General features: G+C 44.2%; 18 protein-coding genes. 13 read left to right on the top strand and 5 right to left on the bottom strand.

Annotated elements, in window-relative coordinates; all coding sequences use genetic code 11:
* Positions 1 to 62 precede the first annotated feature (62 nt).
* The 7 genes from AB4486_RS03190 (at position 63) to AB4486_RS03160 (ending at position 8,497) form a co-directional block, all read left to right on the top strand.
* Entirely contained in the window at positions 63 to 1,652 is a 1,590-nt protein-coding gene (locus AB4486_RS03190; protein ID WP_017063545.1) for an anthranilate synthase component 1, read from the top strand.
* A gap of 2 nt (positions 1,653 to 1,654) precedes the next feature.
* Positions 1,655 to 2,263, top strand: coding sequence for an aminodeoxychorismate/anthranilate synthase component II (locus AB4486_RS03185; protein WP_017063544.1), 609 nt, complete (start codon positions 1,655 to 1,657; stop codon positions 2,261 to 2,263).
* 9 nt (positions 2,264 to 2,272) lie between these two features.
* Positions 2,273 to 3,268: an anthranilate phosphoribosyltransferase gene (gene trpD, locus AB4486_RS03180; protein ID WP_372116467.1), complete on the top strand. Its 996-nt coding sequence runs from the start codon at positions 2,273 to 2,275 to the stop codon at positions 3,266 to 3,268.
* A 20-nt stretch (positions 3,269 to 3,288) separates the two neighbouring features.
* Entirely contained in the window at positions 3,289 to 4,740 is a 1,452-nt protein-coding gene (gene trpCF / locus AB4486_RS03175) for a bifunctional indole-3-glycerol-phosphate synthase TrpC/phosphoribosylanthranilate isomerase TrpF (protein WP_372116465.1), read from the top strand.
* A 130-nt stretch (positions 4,741 to 4,870) separates the two neighbouring features.
* Complete coding sequence (trpB, locus tag AB4486_RS03170; RefSeq protein WP_009848758.1) at positions 4,871 to 6,061, top strand: tryptophan synthase subunit beta; 1,191 nt, start codon at positions 4,871 to 4,873, stop codon at positions 6,059 to 6,061.
* Positions 6,061 to 6,867: a tryptophan synthase subunit alpha gene (gene trpA, locus AB4486_RS03165; protein WP_017069986.1), complete on the top strand. Its 807-nt coding sequence runs from the start codon at positions 6,061 to 6,063 to the stop codon at positions 6,865 to 6,867. The genes trpB and trpA overlap by 1 nt, the downstream gene beginning before the upstream one ends.
* Before the next feature lie 310 nt (positions 6,868 to 7,177).
* Entirely contained in the window at positions 7,178 to 8,497 is a 1,320-nt protein-coding gene (locus AB4486_RS03160) for a dicarboxylate/amino acid:cation symporter (protein ID WP_346393668.1), read from the top strand.
* 102 nt (positions 8,498 to 8,599) lie between these two features.
* Here the strand turns inward: AB4486_RS03160 and AB4486_RS03155 are convergent, their stop codons facing one another.
* The 5 genes from AB4486_RS03155 to hisC form a co-directional block, all read right to left on the bottom strand.
* A complete protein-coding gene (locus AB4486_RS03155; RefSeq protein ID WP_010438025.1) occupies positions 8,600 to 9,907 on the bottom strand; it encodes a TRAP transporter large permease in 1,308 nt (435 codons plus the stop codon).
* Positions 9,908 to 9,928: 21 nt separating this feature from the next.
* Complete coding sequence (locus AB4486_RS03150; protein ID WP_004736522.1) at positions 9,929 to 10,408, bottom strand: TRAP transporter small permease; 480 nt, start codon at positions 10,406 to 10,408, stop codon at positions 9,929 to 9,931.
* 67 nt (positions 10,409 to 10,475) lie between these two features.
* Positions 10,476 to 11,435 (bottom strand): TRAP transporter substrate-binding protein, encoded by a 960-nt coding sequence (locus AB4486_RS03145; protein WP_017063537.1) that lies wholly within the window; start codon positions 11,433 to 11,435, stop codon positions 10,476 to 10,478.
* A gap of 580 nt (positions 11,436 to 12,015) precedes the next feature.
* Positions 12,016 to 12,789 carry an ABC transporter substrate-binding protein gene (locus AB4486_RS03140; RefSeq protein WP_029235360.1) on the bottom strand — a complete coding sequence of 258 codons (774 nt, stop codon included), beginning with the start codon at positions 12,787 to 12,789 and terminating at the stop codon, positions 12,016 to 12,018.
* Positions 12,790 to 12,799: 10 nt separating this feature from the next.
* Entirely contained in the window at positions 12,800 to 13,942 is a 1,143-nt protein-coding gene (gene hisC, locus AB4486_RS03135; RefSeq protein WP_102427834.1) for a histidinol-phosphate transaminase, read from the bottom strand.
* 181 nt (positions 13,943 to 14,123) lie between these two features.
* On the opposite strand from hisC, the gene AB4486_RS03130 reads away from it, so the two are divergent.
* From AB4486_RS03130 to AB4486_RS03105, 6 genes are all read left to right on the top strand, one after another.
* On the top strand, positions 14,124 to 15,011 hold the full coding sequence (locus AB4486_RS03130) for a LysR substrate-binding domain-containing protein (protein ID WP_372116462.1): 888 nt from the start codon (positions 14,124 to 14,126) through the stop codon (positions 15,009 to 15,011).
* Positions 15,012 to 15,296: 285 nt separating this feature from the next.
* On the top strand, positions 15,297 to 15,545 hold the full coding sequence (locus AB4486_RS03125; protein WP_017069991.1) for a hypothetical protein: 249 nt from the start codon (positions 15,297 to 15,299) through the stop codon (positions 15,543 to 15,545).
* Between the two features lie 133 nt (positions 15,546 to 15,678).
* Positions 15,679 to 16,245, top strand: a complete 567-nt coding sequence (locus AB4486_RS03120) for a septation protein A (protein ID WP_017067397.1) — start codon at positions 15,679 to 15,681, stop codon at positions 16,243 to 16,245.
* 188 nt (positions 16,246 to 16,433) lie between these two features.
* Positions 16,434 to 16,832 carry an acyl-CoA thioester hydrolase YciA gene (yciA, locus tag AB4486_RS03115; protein WP_010438001.1) on the top strand — a complete coding sequence of 133 codons (399 nt, stop codon included), beginning with the start codon at positions 16,434 to 16,436 and terminating at the stop codon, positions 16,830 to 16,832.
* A 195-nt stretch (positions 16,833 to 17,027) separates the two neighbouring features.
* Entirely contained in the window at positions 17,028 to 17,324 is a 297-nt protein-coding gene (locus AB4486_RS03110) for a YciI family protein (protein ID WP_010437999.1), read from the top strand.
* A 1-nt stretch (position 17,325) separates the two neighbouring features.
* The gene (locus AB4486_RS03105; RefSeq protein ID WP_010437997.1) at positions 17,326 to 17,721 is read left to right on the top strand and encodes a GspS/AspS pilotin family protein; all 396 of its coding nucleotides are present in this window, start codon (positions 17,326 to 17,328) and stop codon (positions 17,719 to 17,721) included.
* Positions 17,722 to 17,768 lie beyond the last annotated feature (47 nt).

Genomic DNA, 17,768 nt, shown 5'->3' with positions numbered 1-17,768 from the left:
TGAAAGGTATCTTTATGCGACTATGTACGGCAGGAAATTTAAAGAATCATAAAGGAGGTCTTGTGAACAAGGCCATTGAAATCAAAAAGCTGGGAACCATTGAGGTCATCAATTCCTCAGTTCCTTACTCGCAAGATCCAACCAGCGTTTTTCATACTTTGTGTGAAAACAAAACTGATAGTCTTTTGTTGGAATCTGCCGAGATTGAATCTAAACAGAACCTGACAAGCCTACTCCTTATCGACTCTGCTGTTCGCATCGTATGTCGCGGACATGAAGTAACCTTTCAAGCATTGACTGAAAACGGTCAAGCGCTTATCGAACATCTCACTCAAAACGTGAAAGCAGAAATTAAATCTGACCTTACTGATAACGTTTTGACGCTGACTTTTATCGAACCAAGCAACGAATTAGACGAAGACTCACGTTTAAGAGAAGCCTCTTCATTCGATGCACTGCGTTTGGTTCAGCACAGCTTTGAGCAAGACGCGGATAACAAACACGCATTATTCATGGCGGGCTTATTCGCTTACGACATCGTGGCAAACTTTGAGCCACTAGGTGATGCTGAAGCAACCAACAATTGTCCTGACTTTGTATTCTACGTAGCTGAAACACTATTGCGTTTCGATCACCAAGAGAACGAAGGCCTACTTCACGCGAGCTTATTTGCTCAAGATGACAACATCAAAGCGCAATTAACTGACCGTCTAGCCGACATTCAAACTCAGTGTCAGTCCCTGAAAGCCATCACTGAAGTAACGCCGTTAGACAACGTTGAAGCTGTACCTAGCGTTTCAGATGAAGACTTCTGCCAAACGGTTCGTGATTTAAAAGAGTACGTAGTTAAAGGCGATGTATTCCAAGTGGTACCTTCACGCCGCTTCACTCTACCTTGCCCTGCCCCACTGGCGGCTTATAAAGAACTCAAACAAAGCAACCCAAGCCCTTACATGTTCTACATGCAAGACGAGCTGTTTACTCTGTTCGGTGCATCTCCAGAAAGCGCGCTGAAATACGAGACAGAAACCAACCAAATCGAGATCTACCCGATTGCTGGTACTCGTCGTCGTGGTAAGCGCCCTGACGGTCAAATCGATTTCGACCTAGACAGCCGTATCGAGCTTGAACTGCGTACCGACAAGAAAGAAAACGCCGAGCACATGATGCTAGTTGACCTAGCGCGTAACGATGTGGCACGTATTGCCGAAGCTGGCACTCGCCACGTAGCAGACTTACTGAAAGTAGACCGCTACAGCCATGTAATGCACTTGGTTTCTCGTGTTGTTGGTCAGCTCCGTGAAGACTTAGATGCTCTGCACGCTTACCAAGCTTGTATGAACATGGGCACGCTAACGGGCGCACCAAAAATCCGCGCAATGCAGCTTATTCGAGACGTAGAAAAAACGCGTCGTGGTAGCTACGGTGGTGCAGTCGGTTATCTAACTGGTGAAGGGACTCTAGATACTTGTATCGTAATTCGCTCTGCTTACGTTGAAGATGGCGTGGCACAAGTACAAGCAGGCGCTGGGGTCGTATTTGACTCAGACCCACAAGCAGAAGCCGATGAAACTCGCGGCAAGGCACAAGCGGTTATCTCAGCGATTCAAGCAGCTCATACTAAGAACCTAACAAATAAGAAGGAGTCGTAATCATGGCTGATATTGTATTCATCGATAACTTCGACTCGTTCACTTACAACCTTGTAGACCAATTTCGTTCATTAGGTCACAGCGTAAAAATTTACCGTAACAACATTCCTGCAAAAGTAGTTGAAGCGGCGATCAACGAACTAGACAACCCTGTTGCACTGCTTTCACCAGGCCCTGGCGCTCCAGCAGATGCGGGCTGTATGCCAGAGCTGATTCAGCTTCTAAAAGGTAAAGTGCCAATGATTGGTATTTGCTTAGGCCACCAAGCGATTGTTGAAGCCTATGGCGGCACCGTTGCAGGCGCTGGCGAAATCATTCATGGTAAGGTGTCGATGATGGAACACCAAAACCATGCGACTTACCAAGGCTTACCTTCGCCATTGGCTATCGCTCGCTACCACTCTTTAGTGGCAACGCATGTATCTGATAGCCTAACGGTGACCGCTGAAGTAGATGATTTGGTGATGTCTGTGGTTCAAGAACAAGACAAGGTGTGTGGATTCCAATTCCACCCTGAATCAATTATGACGACCTACGGTGCAACGCTTCTAGCAAACGCTATCGAATGGGCTCTTGAGAAACCTCTTCGCCTTGAAAAGACTGGAAAATAGGAAACGATCATGGAACAGATTAATAAACTTTACGAACAGCAGTCTCTTACTCAAGAAGAAAGCCAACAGTTATTTGATGTGATCATCAAGGGTGAACTAGACCCAATCTTGATGGCTTCTGCGCTAACTGCACTGAAAATCAAAGGCGAAACGCCCGATGAAATTGCAGGCGCAGCAAAAGCACTACTTGCGAATGCAAACCCGTTCCCGCGCCCTGATTACGATTTCGCAGACATCGTAGGTACAGGTGGCGACGGTCACAACACCATCAATATCTCGACGACTTCTGCATTTGTTGCCGCAGCGTGTGGCTTAAAAGTCGCGAAGCACGGTAACCGCAGCGTATCGAGCAAATCAGGCTCTTCTGACTTACTGGATTCGTTCGGTATCAACCTAGCGATGACAGCTGAAGACACACGTACGGCTGTTGATGAACTTGGCGTAGCATTCCTATTTGCTCCGCAATATCACTTTGGTGTACGTCACGCGATGCCGGTTCGTCAAACAATGAAAACGCGCACTATCTTCAATATTCTTGGCCCACTGATTAACCCTGCTCGCCCTAACATCGAGCTAATGGGTGTTTACAGCAAAGAGCTGGTACGCCCTATCGCAGAAACCATGCTGCAAATGGGCATGAAGCGCGCGGCGGTTGTTCACGGTAGCGGCCTTGATGAAGTAGCGATTCACGGCGAAACCATGGTTGCTGAAATCAAAGATGGCACAATTCACGAATACACAGTGACACCGGCAGACTTTGGTTTGAACACTCACCCTCTTGAAGCAATCAAGGGCGGTGAGCCAGAAGAGAACAAAGCTATCACAACCGATATCCTAACGGGTAAAGGCACTGAAGCCCAAGTTGGCGCAGTAGCCGTGAACGTTGCTCTATTGATGCGTCTATTTGGTCACGAAGATTTAAAAGCCAACGCACAGCAAGCGATTGACGCGATGAACTCTGGCAAAGCGTACGAGCTTGTACAAAAGCTTGCTGCACACGCCTAACGAACGACGAGACAAAGAACATGACACAGACTACCGATAAATTGTCGACCCACGTTTCAGTCAAAGAAGCTGAAATGGCGGAAGTACTAGCAAAAATCGTTCGTGATAAATACCAATGGGTTGAAGCGCGTAAGCAGACTCAACCATTGGACGAGTTTAAAGCGGCGTTAACCGCAACAGACCGCAGCTTTTATGATGCACTGAGCGGCGAGCAAACCGTTTTCATCACTGAATGTAAGAAGGCATCACCGTCAAAAGGTTTAATCCGTGACGAGTTTGATTTGGACTACATTGCATCGGTGTACAACAACCACGCCGACGCGATTTCAGTGCTGACAGACGAGAAATACTTCCAAGGTGACTTCGAGTTTTTACCCAAGGTTCGCAGCATTGCTAAGCAGCCTATCCTGTGTAAAGACTTCATGGTTGATATCTACCAAGTTTACTTAGCTCGTCACTACTCTGCAGATGCTATCTTGTTGATGCTATCGGTATTGGATGACGAAGAGTACCAAGCACTTGCTGAAGTTGCTCACTCGCTCAACATGGGTGTACTAACCGAAGTCAGTAACGAAGAAGAGCTTCACCGCGCAGTCGCTTTAAAAGCAAAAGTGATCGGTATTAATAACCGTAACCTACGTGACCTTTCGACGGATCTGAACCGTACTAAAGAGTTGGCTCCGCTGGTTCGCGAACTGGCTCCAAACGCAGTCGTGATTTCAGAGTCTGGCATCTACACACATCAACAAGTTCGTGACCTTTCAACGTTTGCAGACGGCTTCCTAATCGGCAGCTCTTTAATGGCTGAAAAAAACCTAGAACTCGCAGTGCGCAAAGTAACACTCGGTGAAAACAAGGTGTGTGGTTTAACTCACTCTGATGATGCCGCGAAAGCGTATCAAGCTGGTGCGGTATTCGGTGGTCTGATTTTCGTTGAAGCATCTAAGCGTCATGTGGATATCGAAGCAGCTCGTTTAACCATGAGCGGCGCACCGCTGAACTACGTGGGTGTGTTCCAAAACCACAGCGTAGCAGACGTTGAAAAAACGGTTTCTGAGCTAGGTTTATTTGCGGTGCAACTGCACGGTGATGAGTCTCAAGCATTTGTCGATGAGTTAAAACAGTCACTGCCTGAAAGCGTTGAGATTTGGAAAGCTTACGGTGTGGCTTCTGGTGCTGAAAAAGGCGGTGAGAGCTCGCTGCCAGAATTACTAGAAAGCAACGTGACTCGTCACCTGCTAGATACTAAAGTGGGTTCTCAAACGGGTGGTACTGGCCAAGCGTTCGATTGGAGCCTAATCAACAACCAAAGCGCAATCATGTTGGCAGGTGGTCTAAGCCCAGAAAATGCTAACCAAGCGGCTAAGTTGGGTTGTTTAGGATTAGACCTAAATTCTGGCGTTGAATCCGCTCCAGGTAAAAAAGACGCAGACAAACTGCAACGCGCTTTTACAGCGATTCGTAATTACTAGTCCAAGCTCGGCTCTAGGGATTAGAAAGCAGAAACTAAAAACATATTTGTGAGCTTTGCTTCAGCGAAGCTCAAACAAGATTAAATGACTTGGTGTGAAGACACATCAATAGAATTGAAGGAATAACACAATGGCTAAACTCGATGCCTACTTCGGTGAATACGGTGGTCAATACGTACCGCAGATCCTAGTGCCAGCACTAGACCAACTAGAACAAGCATTTATCGATGCACAAGCCGATCCTGAGTTCCGCAGTGAATTCATGACGCTTCTGCAAGAGTACGCAGGTCGCCCAACGGCACTAACGCTTACGCGTAACCTGACTAAAGGTACAAAAACCAAACTGTACCTAAAGCGTGAAGATCTACTTCACGGCGGTGCTCACAAGACAAACCAAGTACTTGGCCAAGCGCTACTTGCTAAACGTATGGGTAAGCAAGAAATCATCGCTGAAACAGGCGCAGGCCAACACGGCGTTGCAACTGCTCTAGCGTGTGCTCTATTAGGCCTTAAGTGTCGCGTTTACATGGGTGCTAAAGACGTTGAACGTCAAAGCCCGAACGTATTCCGTATGAAGCTAATGGGCGCAGAGGTTATCCCTGTTCATTCTGGCTCTTCAACGCTAAAAGATGCATGTAACGAAGCACTACGTGACTGGTCTGCAACTTATGAAGACGCGCACTACCTATTGGGTACTGCAGCGGGTCCTCACCCATTCCCAACGATTGTTCGTGATTTCCAACGCATGATCGGTGAAGAAACGAAGAACCAAATTCTAGCTCGTGAAGGTCGCCTTCCTGATGCCGTTATCGCTTGTGTAGGTGGTGGTTCTAACGCTATCGGCATGTTCGCTGATTTCATTGAAGAAGAGTCTGTTCGCCTAATCGGTGTAGAGCCTGCTGGTAAAGGTATTGATACCGACCAACACGGCGCACCACTTAAACACGGTAAAACAGGTATTTTCTTCGGTATGAAAGCACCACTGATGCAAGATGAGAACGGCCAAGTAGAAGAGTCTTACTCTGTTTCTGCGGGTCTAGATTTCCCATCAGTTGGTCCTCAACACGCGCACCTAAATGCCATTGGCCGTGCTGAATACGACAACGTGACCGATGACGAAGCGCTAGAAGCGTTCCAATTGATTGCACGTAAAGAAGGTATTATCGCAGCGCTAGAGTCATCTCATGCTTTGGCTCATGCTGTTAAAATGGCTCACGATGACCCAGAGAAAGAACAGCTATTAGTGGTTAATCTATCTGGTCGTGGTGATAAAGACATCTTCTCTGTACACGACATTCTTAAAGAGAAAGGAGCATTATAATGGATCGCTATCAATCACTCTTCACTCGCTTAGCTGAAAAGAATCAGGGCGCATTTGTACCATTCGTAACGGTTGGCGATCCTAACCCTGAGCAGTCTCTTAAGATCATGGAAACACTCGTTGAAGCGGGTGCTGATGCACTTGAACTTGGTATTCCATTCTCAGATCCGCTTGCAGATGGCCCGACAATCCAAGGTGCAAACATTCGTGCGTTAGATTCAAAAGTAACGCCAGATGTGTGTTTTGATCTTATTGGTCAAATTCGTGCTAAATACCCAGATCTGCCAATCGGCCTACTGATGTACGCAAACTTGGTGTACGCACGTGGTATCGAGAACTTCTACGAGCGTTGTGCGAATGCAGGTATCGATTCAGTATTGATTGCTGATGTACCAACCAACGAGAGTGGCGAGTTTGTTGCTGCAGCTAAGAAGTTTGGTATTCACCCAATATTTATTGCTCCACCAACAGCAAGTGATGAGACGCTTCAATCGGTTTCTGAGCTAGGTGGTGGTTACACTTACCTACTTTCTCGTGCTGGCGTAACGGGTGCAGAAACCAAAGCAAACATGCCTGTGACAGCCCTACTTGACCGTTTGAACAAGTTTGATGCGCCACCAGCACTGCTTGGTTTCGGTATCTCTGCTCCTGAGCAAGTAAAAGAAGCCATCGAAGCTGGCGCTGCTGGTGCTATCTCTGGCTCTGCGGTTGTGAAAATCATTGAAAACAACGTTGAACAACCAGAAGCAATGCTTAAAGCACTTGCTGAGTTTGTTACGCCAATGAAAGCGGCAACGCAAAAATAATAAATAGGCTCCCACTAGTGCGATAATTAGCGCTGTGGGAGTTTTTCTCCGAGAACACGTCCAAACCCTCTCAATTGTTAAATTTCTGACAAAAACAACACCTCATACAAACCTGTAGCACACCTATAATACCCCACCAAAACATCACCACCATTTATAAAAATAATGACAAATCAAAAGGCAAACGTTTGCTTTAGTGTGAAAAATCATCAAATGACATTTGATTACTGCTTTTTGGTGTTCTTTCATCTCTGCTCATATTGATAAATGTAAAAGATACGTGTAAAACTTCTCGCGAAATATTAATCCAATGGTACATCGTACATTGGTGAGTAGTTCTGGGATTTTTATATTTAGTAGCACAGAGGTTATGGAAGTGTTAAAAGAAAAGAGTTTACTAAGCAACATCGGCGTTCAAGTCGTTATTGCAATGATCATCGGTACCCTAGTCGGTGCGATGATGGGTGACAGCGCAACTATGTTCGCTCCACTGGGTGCTATCTTCATCAATTTGATCAAGATGCTGGTTATCCCTCTAGTCGCGGTTGCCCTAATTTCAGGTGCTGCTGGTCTAGGCAACAGCTCATCAGCAGGTAAAGTGGGCGTGACCACTCTAGGTTACTTTGCACTAACGTCTGCACTTGCTGTAGCACTAGCGCTAGTAATGGGTGAAATATTCGAACCGGGTCGTGGTATCGATGTTTCTGGCGTTGAAGGCATGTTCTCTTCTGAATACGCTGCGAAAGGTGAACTTCCAACGTTCTGGGCAACCATCACAGGCATGATCCCGACCAACGTTTTCCAATCACTGAATGAAGCAAACATTCTGCAAATTCTAGTTTTCTGCTTATTCTTCGGTATTGCGATTTCTAAACAAGCGAAAGAGAAACGTGACCCTATCATCAATGGCGTAAACGCGATTGTTGACGCTATGGTTTGGATGATCAACAAGGTTATGATCATTGCACCACTAGGCGTATTCGGCCTAATGGCAGAAGCTGTGGGTACATTCGGCTTTGGCGCACTTATGGTTGTGTTCAAACTGTTCGTTGTCTACATCGCTGCGATTCTGATCTTCGGCTTTGTTGCTTACCCGCTAATGATTCAAATCTTCACTAAGACTTCTGCTAAGAAGTTCCTAGTGGCAATGAAGAAGCCTCAAGCGGTTGCACTATCAACAGCCTCTTCAATGGCGACACTGCCAGTAACAATGGAAACGGTAGAGAAAGAACTTGGCGTTCGTAACTCTACGGCTTCATTCGTTCTGCCACTTGGTGCGACGATCAACATGTCTGGTAACGCAATTTACTACGGCCTAGTTGCTATCTTCTTCGCACAGCTGTTCAACATCGACCTGTCTATGGGCGCTTACATTGCTATCATCGTAACGTCGACTCTAGGCGCAGTTGGTCAAGCAGGTGTTCCAGGTCCTTCTTTCCTAGTGGTTGCGGTTCTTCTAGCAGCTGGTATCCCTATTGAAGGTCTACCTCTGTTGTTCGCTCTAGACCGTATCTTCGACATGATCCGTACTGCTCTAAACATCACTGGTGATGCAGCATGTGCAGTCATCGTTGATTCTCTAATCGAAGACGAAGCGAAAGAAGCTGAGCTACAAAAACAGCAAGCGTAATATTAAGCTTCAGTTTGATTGATAAATAAAACCGCCTTCATGAGGCGGTTTTTTTATTAGGTAATGATCGATATTGATTCGGTAAATCTTACCCTTGTCAGGCTAATTGATGAGTCCAAACGCACGAGGCAGAGCCAAACTAATTTCAGGAATAAAAGTAATGGCCAACAGTGTGACGATCAATACGGCACAAAACGGCATGATACTTCTTATAACGTTTTCAATCTTAGAGCCACTGACACTACAACCCACAAATAGCGCCGTACCAACGGGTGGCGTTGCAATGCCAATACATAAGTTGAAGATAATCATCATCGCGAAGTGAATTGGATGCATGCCTAAATGCTCAGCAATCGGCATAAAGATAGGGGTAAAGATCAATACGGCTGGCGTAAGGTCCATAAACATACCCACAATCAGTAGAATCAGGTTCATCAGAATAAAGATGATAATTGGATTGTCTGAAATAGAGAGCATCCAATCACTGATCATGGTTGGTAGACCGGTAAACGCCATTGCCCATGACATAATGGTAGAAGCACCAATCAAGAACAGCATAATGCCAGTAACCTGAACCGTTTCTCTACAAATTATCGGAAAGTGTGCCCATTTGAGGGTTCGGTAACAGAGTGACAGTATAAAAGAGTATAGAACCGCTATACATGCCCCTTCTGTTGCAGTGAATATACCACCAATAATACCGCCAATAACAACAACAATAAGCCCTAAGCTTGGTGTTGCTTGCCAAACAATATTCAGCACATCTTTCGTTGTGAAGCCGTCATTCGCACTTGTTTTGTAGCCCTTCTTTTTAGCGATGAAATAGGCGACGACCATACAACTTAAGCCCATTAGAATACCTGGGACATACCCTGCGATAAACAACGCCGCAACGGATGTTCCACCCGATACCACTGAAAATACGATCAGTGAATTACTCGGCGGTATTAATAAGCCTGCCGGGCAAGATGCAACGTTTACTGCTGTTGCTAAGTTTTTATCATAACCATCTTTTTCTAATTCTGGGCCTAAGGTTTTACCAACCGCAGCTGCTGCTGCAACGGCTGATCCTGAAACGGCGCCAAACATCATATTGGCGAAGATGTTCACGTGAAAAAGTGAGCCCGGGATCCAACCAACCAAGAGCTTTGCAAGGTTGATGAGTCGACTCGCGATGCCACCTACATTCATTATATTCCCCGCGAGGATAAAGAAAGGGATGGCTAATAAACTGAAACTATCAATACCGGTAATGATTTTTTGACCCGCAGTAATACTGGCGACTTCAAACGGTAAGATGAAATACATGATGGTTAAAGATGACATGGCAATTGCAATCGCAATCGGCATGCTTATCGCGATCATGAATAAGAATAGGCCTAGCAGCCAAACACCAATGGACAAATCCATAATATAGAGTCCTTTTAAAACTTATTTTTTGTTGGGTTCACAAAAAAGATCAAACGTATTCATGACCAAATAAATGAGGATAATAACGGCTGAAATCGGCAATATTGAATACACCGTCGACATCGGTAATTGCAGTGCTGGAGAGAGTTGTTGTGTGGTTCTTCCCATTAGGGCGATGCCACCTTGAAGCATTGCTAGAAATACAAATGCGCCAGAAATGATATTGATGAGTACATGTAATGCGATATGTGCTTTACCCTTAAGATAACCATCCAATAACGTTATTGCTAAGTGTCCTTTGATACCGAATAAGTAGCTTGCTCCTAATAAGCCAAGCCATACCATCGCATAACGAGCAAGTTCATCAGTCCAGTTACTTGGATCATTCAAAACATAACGACTAAAGACCTGCCAAGTGACAGTAACGACAAGTAACATTAGTGCAAAAGAAGAGACAAAAAGAATCAGCCTATCAAGTAGGTTTCTGAAAGTTGCTAACATGGTGTGATACCTCAAAAAATTTTGCCTTAGCAAAGCCAAGGCAAAATTATATTTTCACTAAGACTGATTAAAGAGCTTCAATTTTTTCAATGAATGGAGCTAGTTTTGGATCTTTTTTCGCCTCATCAATCATAGGTTTAACAGCTGCACGGAAAGGGGCTTTATCAACTTCAACAAACGTGACACCTTCTTTCATTCCTTTCTCTTTGTTCATGTCATCTGTTGCATCCCAGATTTTGATCTGCTCTTCAAGAGACTCAGCAGCAGCTTCTTTTAAGATCTTTTGCTCTTCTGCCGTTAATGAACCCCATTTGTATTCTGAAATGATGATCACGTCAGGTGTCATCATGTGCTGGTCCATAGAGTAAAATTTGGCAACTTCACTGTGTTTCATTTCAACTAAGCTAGAAATATTATTCTCAGCACCATCAATTACACCTTGTTGCAGAGCCGTGTATACCTCATTGAAAGGTACAGGTGTTGCTTTACCACCAAGTAAGTTAACCATTTCCATCATGGTTGGAGAACCAGGAACTCGAACTTTCATGCCAGCTAGATCTGCTGGTGAGTTGATGGCTTTCTTAGCGTAGAAGCTACGTGTGCCTGAATCATAGAATGTAAGACCGATGAAACCTTTACCTTCGCTTGAAAGCAGCATCTCTTGTGCAGCTTCACTTCGCATGAAGGTTCTCATATGTGGAACGTCACGGAATAAGAAAGGCAGTGCATTAACCTTAAACGTTGGTTCAAAAGATTCGGCTAACCCACCATTGATTTTGGCCATATCAATCGCGCCAGTAACAACTTGCTCCGCTTGGTCACGTTCAGAGCCTAATTGACCGTTTGGAAAGATCTTAATCGTAAGTTCACCATTCGATTTTTCTTTAACTTTATCAGCCATGATCACCATGCCTTGGTGAGCTGCGCTTTCTAATGACATTGCATGCCCTAACGTCAAAGTTTTTGCTTGAGCGCCAAATGCCATAAGAATTGAAGCCGCTGCAATCGTCAGTAGGTGTTTTTTCATGTTCTTCTCCAGAATCCATTTTGTAAGAGGTACAGTTTTTATATGCAACGCTATAGCTAAGTTTGAAATCTAACGTTCAATTGCACATCGCTCATAGCAGTAACGTTTCATTACAATATTCTTACCCTATGAATCTTGTATTACAATACTATATGTATATTTTGTGAACTAAGGTTTATCTATTGGCCTGAGAACCTAATTGATTGTGATACCAATCATATTTGGGACTAATTAGACCATTAATCAGTTCTACTTTGGATTTTTTTGTAATTTCGATTACTTTCAACTGCTTTAAGAACAATCTCTTAGTAAAAGAGTATCGATCTATTTATGTTATTTTAAGACATTAAATTCAGTTATGGAGCACGACAAAGAAGGTCTCCTCGCTCGAAAACGCGAGTCGTGAACAGTGCTTTGTGAGGTGATGAAGGCAAGGTTTTCGGTTGGATTTAGGTAACAAGAATAGATAAAGGCAATAGAGAGAAGCTTGAGAGGATGAATTGTTTGTAACAAAAATCCGAGAGCCTTACAGCCCTCGGATTTTTGTTTTTGGTGTTCTAATTTTTAGGCGTTAAACGAATTACAAATCAGCGCCATAGATATCAAACGTGAAGTACTTAGCGGCGATCTTGTCGTAAGTACCGTTTGCTCTGATCTCTTCAATCGCAGCATTGAATTGTTTCGCCAATTTTGAATCCTGCTTTCTTAATGCTAACGCCGTACCCTCACCGATGTAGGCTTTGTCGGTAACGGCTTTGCCTTTGAACTCAAAACCCTCGCCTTCTTTCTTATCTAAGAAAGCCAATGACAGTTGATCTGAGTTGCCGAAGGTTAGATCTAAGCGACCGTTTTGCAGATCCAGATACACTTCATCTTGCCCTGTGTAACGCTTAATGTTGGCAACACTACCAAACTTGTCGGTTACGTAGCGATCGTGAATCGTACCTTGCTGAACACCGATGGTTTTACCCGCTAAGCCTGCCTCATCAACGCTGAATTCTGCGCTTTTAGCAGCAACAAATACGGCTGGTGTTTGGTAGTACTTGTCAGTAAATAAGATTTTACGCTTACGCTCTTCGGTAATGCGCATCGAAGCCATGATCACATCCGACTTTCTTGCCAACAAACTTGGAATTAGCGAATCCCAGCTTTGTGAAACCCAAGTACAATCGAGTTTAGCTTGCTCACACAAAGCATCAGCTATCTCAATATCAAACCCGACAGGCACACCGTCGCTGTTTTTATAGTTGAATGGCGGATACGTAAAGTCCGACGCTAAACGGATTTCTTTCGCCTGTACCGTTGTACCAAGTAAAGCGGCCGCACAAGCGAGTCCTAGTATTATCTTTTTCATCATTGCCATCCTAGATATGATCTTTATCGAGTTGAGATTGAATTTCTTTATGTTGAGCTTGTTGAATTTGTTTGCCTTGTTGACTCTGTTCTAATTCGGTTTGGTAACGTGTTAGTGACGTTATCACTTCTAGCATGCTCTCTTGGCTACCAATACTGATTCGAACACAGTTACGCAAAGCCGGTTCATGGTTTTGGTTCCTTGTCACAATGCCGTCCTTCGCCAAGACACTGAACACTTGGTGCCCTGCTTTTTGACGCAGCAAAATGAAGTTTGTCGATGAAGGGTAAACAGACTCGATGAAATCAAACCGCGTTAGCTCACAAGCAAACCAGTTACGTAGTTCAACCAGCTTTTGCGTCGCGTCTTGCATCACTGAGACTCGTTCATCGGACAAAGCGTCTAGCACGATTTGAGATGAGCAATCTGGCATCGGATACGGTGGAATCAGCTTCGCGACATACTGCATCACATTTTGACTCGCTAAGATAAAACCACAACGAACCGCAGCCAGTCCAAATGCCTTAGACAAGGTGCGAATCACAACCAAATGTGGATAGCGTTCAATAAGACTAACGGCTGACGTTTGTGGTTCAAATTCGATATACGCTTCATCGACGACCACTAGCGACTTCCCAATCGTGCCTTCCAATACCTGAATCAAATCCGATTTAGGAATCACATTGCCCGTTGGATTGTTTGGTGAGCAAAGAAACACGATATTCGCCAGTTCTGCCTTATTCACAATATCAGCGACGTTCAGGCTAAAGTCTTCCTGCAATGGAGAGTCCAAGGTATTAATCGCCAATGCATCAGCGCAAAACTCATACATCGCATACGTTGGAGAGCAGATAAGTATGTTGTCGCACGCCGGTTTACAGAATGTTCTGATCAGCAAATCAATCGCTTCATCTGCACCACGAACAGCCACAGTCGCGGCATCGGTACTACAGTAATCTTGATAAGCCTTAGCAATATCTTGTGGTAAGAAGTCTGGGTATCGGTTGTGACTTGCTTCTCCTTGAAACAGCGAGCTTTCCAATTCATTGGCGTTTAGCCAGACACGTCCATCACCACCAATTCTTCTTGCCGATTGATAAGGTATTAATTTTTTTACAGCCTGAGGCACTAAGCTATCAATAAAAGATGTCAAGAAGCTATCCCTTTCACAAAATCACAATGTCTTCATCATTGCCTTCATATTCAAAAAATGTGACTTATACAAATATTGAATCACAAATGATGATTAAGTATTTACATTCAAACAGAACACTATTGATAAATGAATCGAAATAATCACATAATAGCCATGATAAAAAGTCATAGGTAAAGATATGAATCGCACACTTCCTTCAACCAAAACCTTGCTCGCGTTTTTGTCTACGGCAAGGCACCTCAACTTTACACGCGCGGCACATGAGCTCAATGTTACGCAAGGTGCAGTGAGTCGTCAGGTATTGTCGTTTGAAGAAAATCTTGGGTGCGACCTTTTCTATCGTCATGCTCGGGGGTTGTCATTAACACCCAAAGGAGAAGAACTGGTTCCGCTGATACAAGGAACGATTCATCAGCTGCAATCGGCTCTAAATCAAGTGGCTAGCTCTCCGTCTAAGATCAAACTCAACGCACCGAGCTGTATTACCTCTTGGCTACTACCTAAGTTGATGTCTTTTCAGCAAGCCTATCCTGAAATTGATGTCGAACTGACGTCGACCATCAAGCACGTCTTCGAACCAAGCTTTGATCCGTTTGACGCCGTAATTACCTATGGTAAGAAGCCAAACCAACAATCGATTATCAGCCAATTATTGTTTAACGAGCAGCTAGCGCCCGTTTGCCAAGCACAAAGCATTACACAGAGCCATCTTGTCGACGACGCATCGACCATCATCAAGCCACACAAGCTTGCCCAATACACTTGGCTACACGCCAACAATGAGCAAAGTGATTGGCGACTTTGGTTAGAGCACATAGGCAGCCACGACCTTTCAAGCAAGAACAACCAACAATTCGCGACACTCGATCAAGCTATGAACGCCGCCATTCAAGGGTTTGGCATTGCCATAGGCGACATCACACTGGCCAAGCAAGATATTGATTTAGGTAGATTGGTAAAAGTGAGTGAAGGCAGTGTTTTCTCTGGAAATGGTTACTTCTTGCTGCAACCCAAGAATCGACAAAATACATCCTTATCTACGCTTGTTGATTGGCTCGTCGATTAGCGGCAATCATTGTTGGTAGGCCTCTTTATAAGCGGCAGGAGAGCGTCATAATGAGAATTTTTCCGTTCTCAAAATGAAACTATTTGATGTCTGTTTCGTATTGATTGTCAGAGAATAGAACGTACCTTCCTTTAACTATTTGAAAAGAAGTTCAATTCTATTTAGCCGGGAATTTATTCTGTTCCGTTGGAGAAAATGGCATTCGAGTTGCTTTGTCATAGATAACCCAACCAATATACAGCAGGTTGCACCAGTTTCACTGCAGCTTGTCACGGAGGATAGGCTATGACCTTACAAAGACATACGTATTACGGCTTGATTCACCATGGAATTAAAACCCTATTAATGGACAGAATTGGCCACTTCACAGAGCGTGAATATCACGAGTATCTCGACTTAACGACCGGTAAATCGACATGTTTTGCCATGAGTGAGCAAGAGCTCGAAAACACCTTAGACAGCTTAAAGAGCGAAGGTTACCTTGAAGATATCAAAAAGCTGATACCTCGCTATCAAACCTCGTCAATGCGATAACCTGCTTCAACTCTTTAAACACGATGAGTGGTTAGATTGAATTAATTGGCACCCAATTGTCTCGAGCTATTTAGCATCGAGACAGTTTTCGTTAGACTGTCAGCAACTCAACTAACTGGATAGTCAGTGTCTCATGAAACAAATTCTTGATTTCATTCCTCTCATTATTTTCTTTGCGCTTTATAAGATGTACGACATCTATACCGCGACCGGCGCTTTGATTGTTGCTTCTGCAGTACAAATCGTTTTGACGTACATTATCTACAAGAAAGTAGAGAAAATGCAGATCATCACATTTTTGATGGTTGCCGTATTTGGTGGCATGACCATCTTTCTGCATGATGATAACTTCATAAAATGGAAAGTAACCATCGTTTATGCATTGTTCGCTATCGGCCTGACCGTCAGTCACCTAATGGGCAAGTCAGCGATTAAAGGCATGCTGGGTAAAGAGATCACACTTCCTGAAGCGGTATGGAGCAAGATCAACTGGGCTTGGACTTTATTCTTTACCCTATGTGCCATTCTCAACGTTTACGTTGCTTTCAGCCTACCGTTGGATGTTTGGGTCAACTTCAAAGTGTTTGGTCTACTCATCGCGACCTTGCTCTTCACCTTGCTCACTGGTGTTTATATCTATAAGCATCTACCAAAAGACCAGCAGAAAGAGTTAACGGATAAAAATACCGACGAGAAATAGCCCTTAGGGATGAGTCCTCATACCCTATTTGATACAATTATTATCAATATGCGATTGGCCAATGATACTCGTGATCATTGGCCGCTGATTATTTGTGTTCGGTGAAGACGTTAAAAATTAGACCACCACGAGTCTCGTAAACACATCTATTTTTATATAAAACAATCAATACCATTAAGAGTACGACAATGACTATTCAATCAACTTTGAACCCGATTGGTTCTTTACTTCTTCGCACATTAGCGATGCCTTCTGATACAAATGCAGCAGGCCAGATTTTCGGTGGTTGGATAATGTCACAGCTTGACCTTGCTGGCGGCATACTGGCAAAAGAGATATCTAACGGCAAGATAGTCACGGTTTCAGTATCGAGTATCGAGTTCAAACAGCCGGTTTCAGTAGGTGATGTGGTGTGTGTTTATGGTGACTGCACCAAGATTGGCCGTAGCTCGATGAATATCGACCTAGAAGTCTGGGTTAAGCCTGTACTTGATCACGGTATCGGCGACCGCTACAAGGTTTGTGGCGCGACATTCAACTACGTTGCGGTTGATGAGGGTGGTAAGCCTCGCCCGATCAATAAATAGTACTTTTCACCAAGCTGCTAATGTAGACGGTCTTTAGTTTCAACGAATGAAATCGCTAAAGACCATACTTCTCTCTCGCACCATTTCACAATTTCTTATCATTAGCTCTTCCAATACCAATTAGTTCGCGTAAATTAGCAAGATAGCGAATTTAAACGCCCCCAATTCAGTGAAGTAAAATAAGGATATACCAATATGTGGTACGTGATTTTTTCTCAAGACGTCGAAAATTCATTAGAAAAGCGCCTAAGTGTTCGCCCACAACATCTAGAACGCCTGCAAACACTTCACGATGAAGGCCGACTTTTGACTGCTGGCCCAATGCCTGCGATTGATTCAGACAACCCTGGTGAAGCCGGCTTCACTGGCTCTACTGTAATTGCTGAGTTTAATTCTTTAGAGGACGCACAGGTATGGGCAGACGCAGATCCGTACATTGAGGCAGGTGTCTACCAAAATGTCATTGTAAAACCATTCAAGAAAGTATTTTAACGTGAAAAAATGGATTATTGGCTCTCTGGCTTTAGCTCTGCTCGCAGGCTGTGCTTCAAGTGAGCAAGACCAACAAAGACAGCTTGAAATGATGGCGCAACACCGTGCTGGCGTTTTATCTGCCGGCCTGCCGATTGAGTATGGCCCACTGTCAGTCATGCGTGTACTGGCAAAAAACACCGTTATCGAGATCATGATGATCTACAACCAAGACGCTAAAGGTGCTAAGCCTTTAAACCAAGTTGTAGACATGAGTGTTAACAGCTACTGCACCAACTCTGAAGTTAGAGCAAACCTTGACATGGGCTTGGCTTACAACATTAAGGTTCGCAACACTCGCGGACAACTGATGGTTGAAAAGCTAATCAGCAAAGAGACATGTCAGAGCATTAACTAGATTTGATTTCTAACGTTAAGCTAGTAACAAACAAGAAAGGCCTTGCA

It is taken from the genome of Vibrio sp. 10N.222.55.C6 (assembly GCF_041473395.1).
In the GTDB taxonomy this organism is placed as follows: Bacteria; Pseudomonadota; Gammaproteobacteria; order Enterobacterales; family Vibrionaceae; genus Vibrio; species Vibrio crassostreae_C.
This window is presented reverse-complemented; position numbering and strand designations above follow the sequence as displayed.

What these genes read in the sequence shown, in the direction of transcription:
- AB4486_RS03185 (WP_017063544.1), top strand. Translation starts at nt 1,655, where the DNA reads ATGGCTGATATTGTATTCATCGATAACTTCGACTCGTTCACTTACAAC.
- trpD (WP_372116467.1), top strand. Translation starts at nt 2,273, where the DNA reads ATGGAACAGATTAATAAACTTTACGAACAGCAGTCTCTTACTCAAGAA.
- trpCF (WP_372116465.1), top strand. Translation starts at nt 3,289, where the DNA reads ATGACACAGACTACCGATAAATTGTCGACCCACGTTTCAGTCAAAGAA.
- trpB (WP_009848758.1), top strand. Translation starts at nt 4,871, where the DNA reads ATGGCTAAACTCGATGCCTACTTCGGTGAATACGGTGGTCAATACGTA.
- trpA (WP_017069986.1), top strand. Translation starts at nt 6,061, where the DNA reads ATGGATCGCTATCAATCACTCTTCACTCGCTTAGCTGAAAAGAATCAG.
- AB4486_RS03160 (WP_346393668.1), top strand. Translation starts at nt 7,178, where the DNA reads ATGGTACATCGTACATTGGTGAGTAGTTCTGGGATTTTTATATTTAGT.
- AB4486_RS03155 (WP_010438025.1), bottom strand. Translation starts at nt 9,907, where the DNA reads ATGGATTTGTCCATTGGTGTTTGGCTGCTAGGCCTATTCTTATTCATG.
- AB4486_RS03150 (WP_004736522.1), bottom strand. Translation starts at nt 10,408, where the DNA reads ATGTTAGCAACTTTCAGAAACCTACTTGATAGGCTGATTCTTTTTGTC.
- AB4486_RS03145 (WP_017063537.1), bottom strand. Translation starts at nt 11,435, where the DNA reads ATGAAAAAACACCTACTGACGATTGCAGCGGCTTCAATTCTTATGGCA.
- AB4486_RS03140 (WP_029235360.1), bottom strand. Translation starts at nt 12,789, where the DNA reads ATGAAAAAGATAATACTAGGACTCGCTTGTGCGGCCGCTTTACTTGGT.
- AB4486_RS03130 (WP_372116462.1), top strand. Translation starts at nt 14,124, where the DNA reads ATGAATCGCACACTTCCTTCAACCAAAACCTTGCTCGCGTTTTTGTCT.
- AB4486_RS03125 (WP_017069991.1), top strand. Translation starts at nt 15,297, where the DNA reads ATGACCTTACAAAGACATACGTATTACGGCTTGATTCACCATGGAATT.
- AB4486_RS03120 (WP_017067397.1), top strand. Translation starts at nt 15,679, where the DNA reads ATGAAACAAATTCTTGATTTCATTCCTCTCATTATTTTCTTTGCGCTT.
- yciA (WP_010438001.1), top strand. Translation starts at nt 16,434, where the DNA reads ATGACTATTCAATCAACTTTGAACCCGATTGGTTCTTTACTTCTTCGC.
- AB4486_RS03110 (WP_010437999.1), top strand. Translation starts at nt 17,028, where the DNA reads ATGTGGTACGTGATTTTTTCTCAAGACGTCGAAAATTCATTAGAAAAG.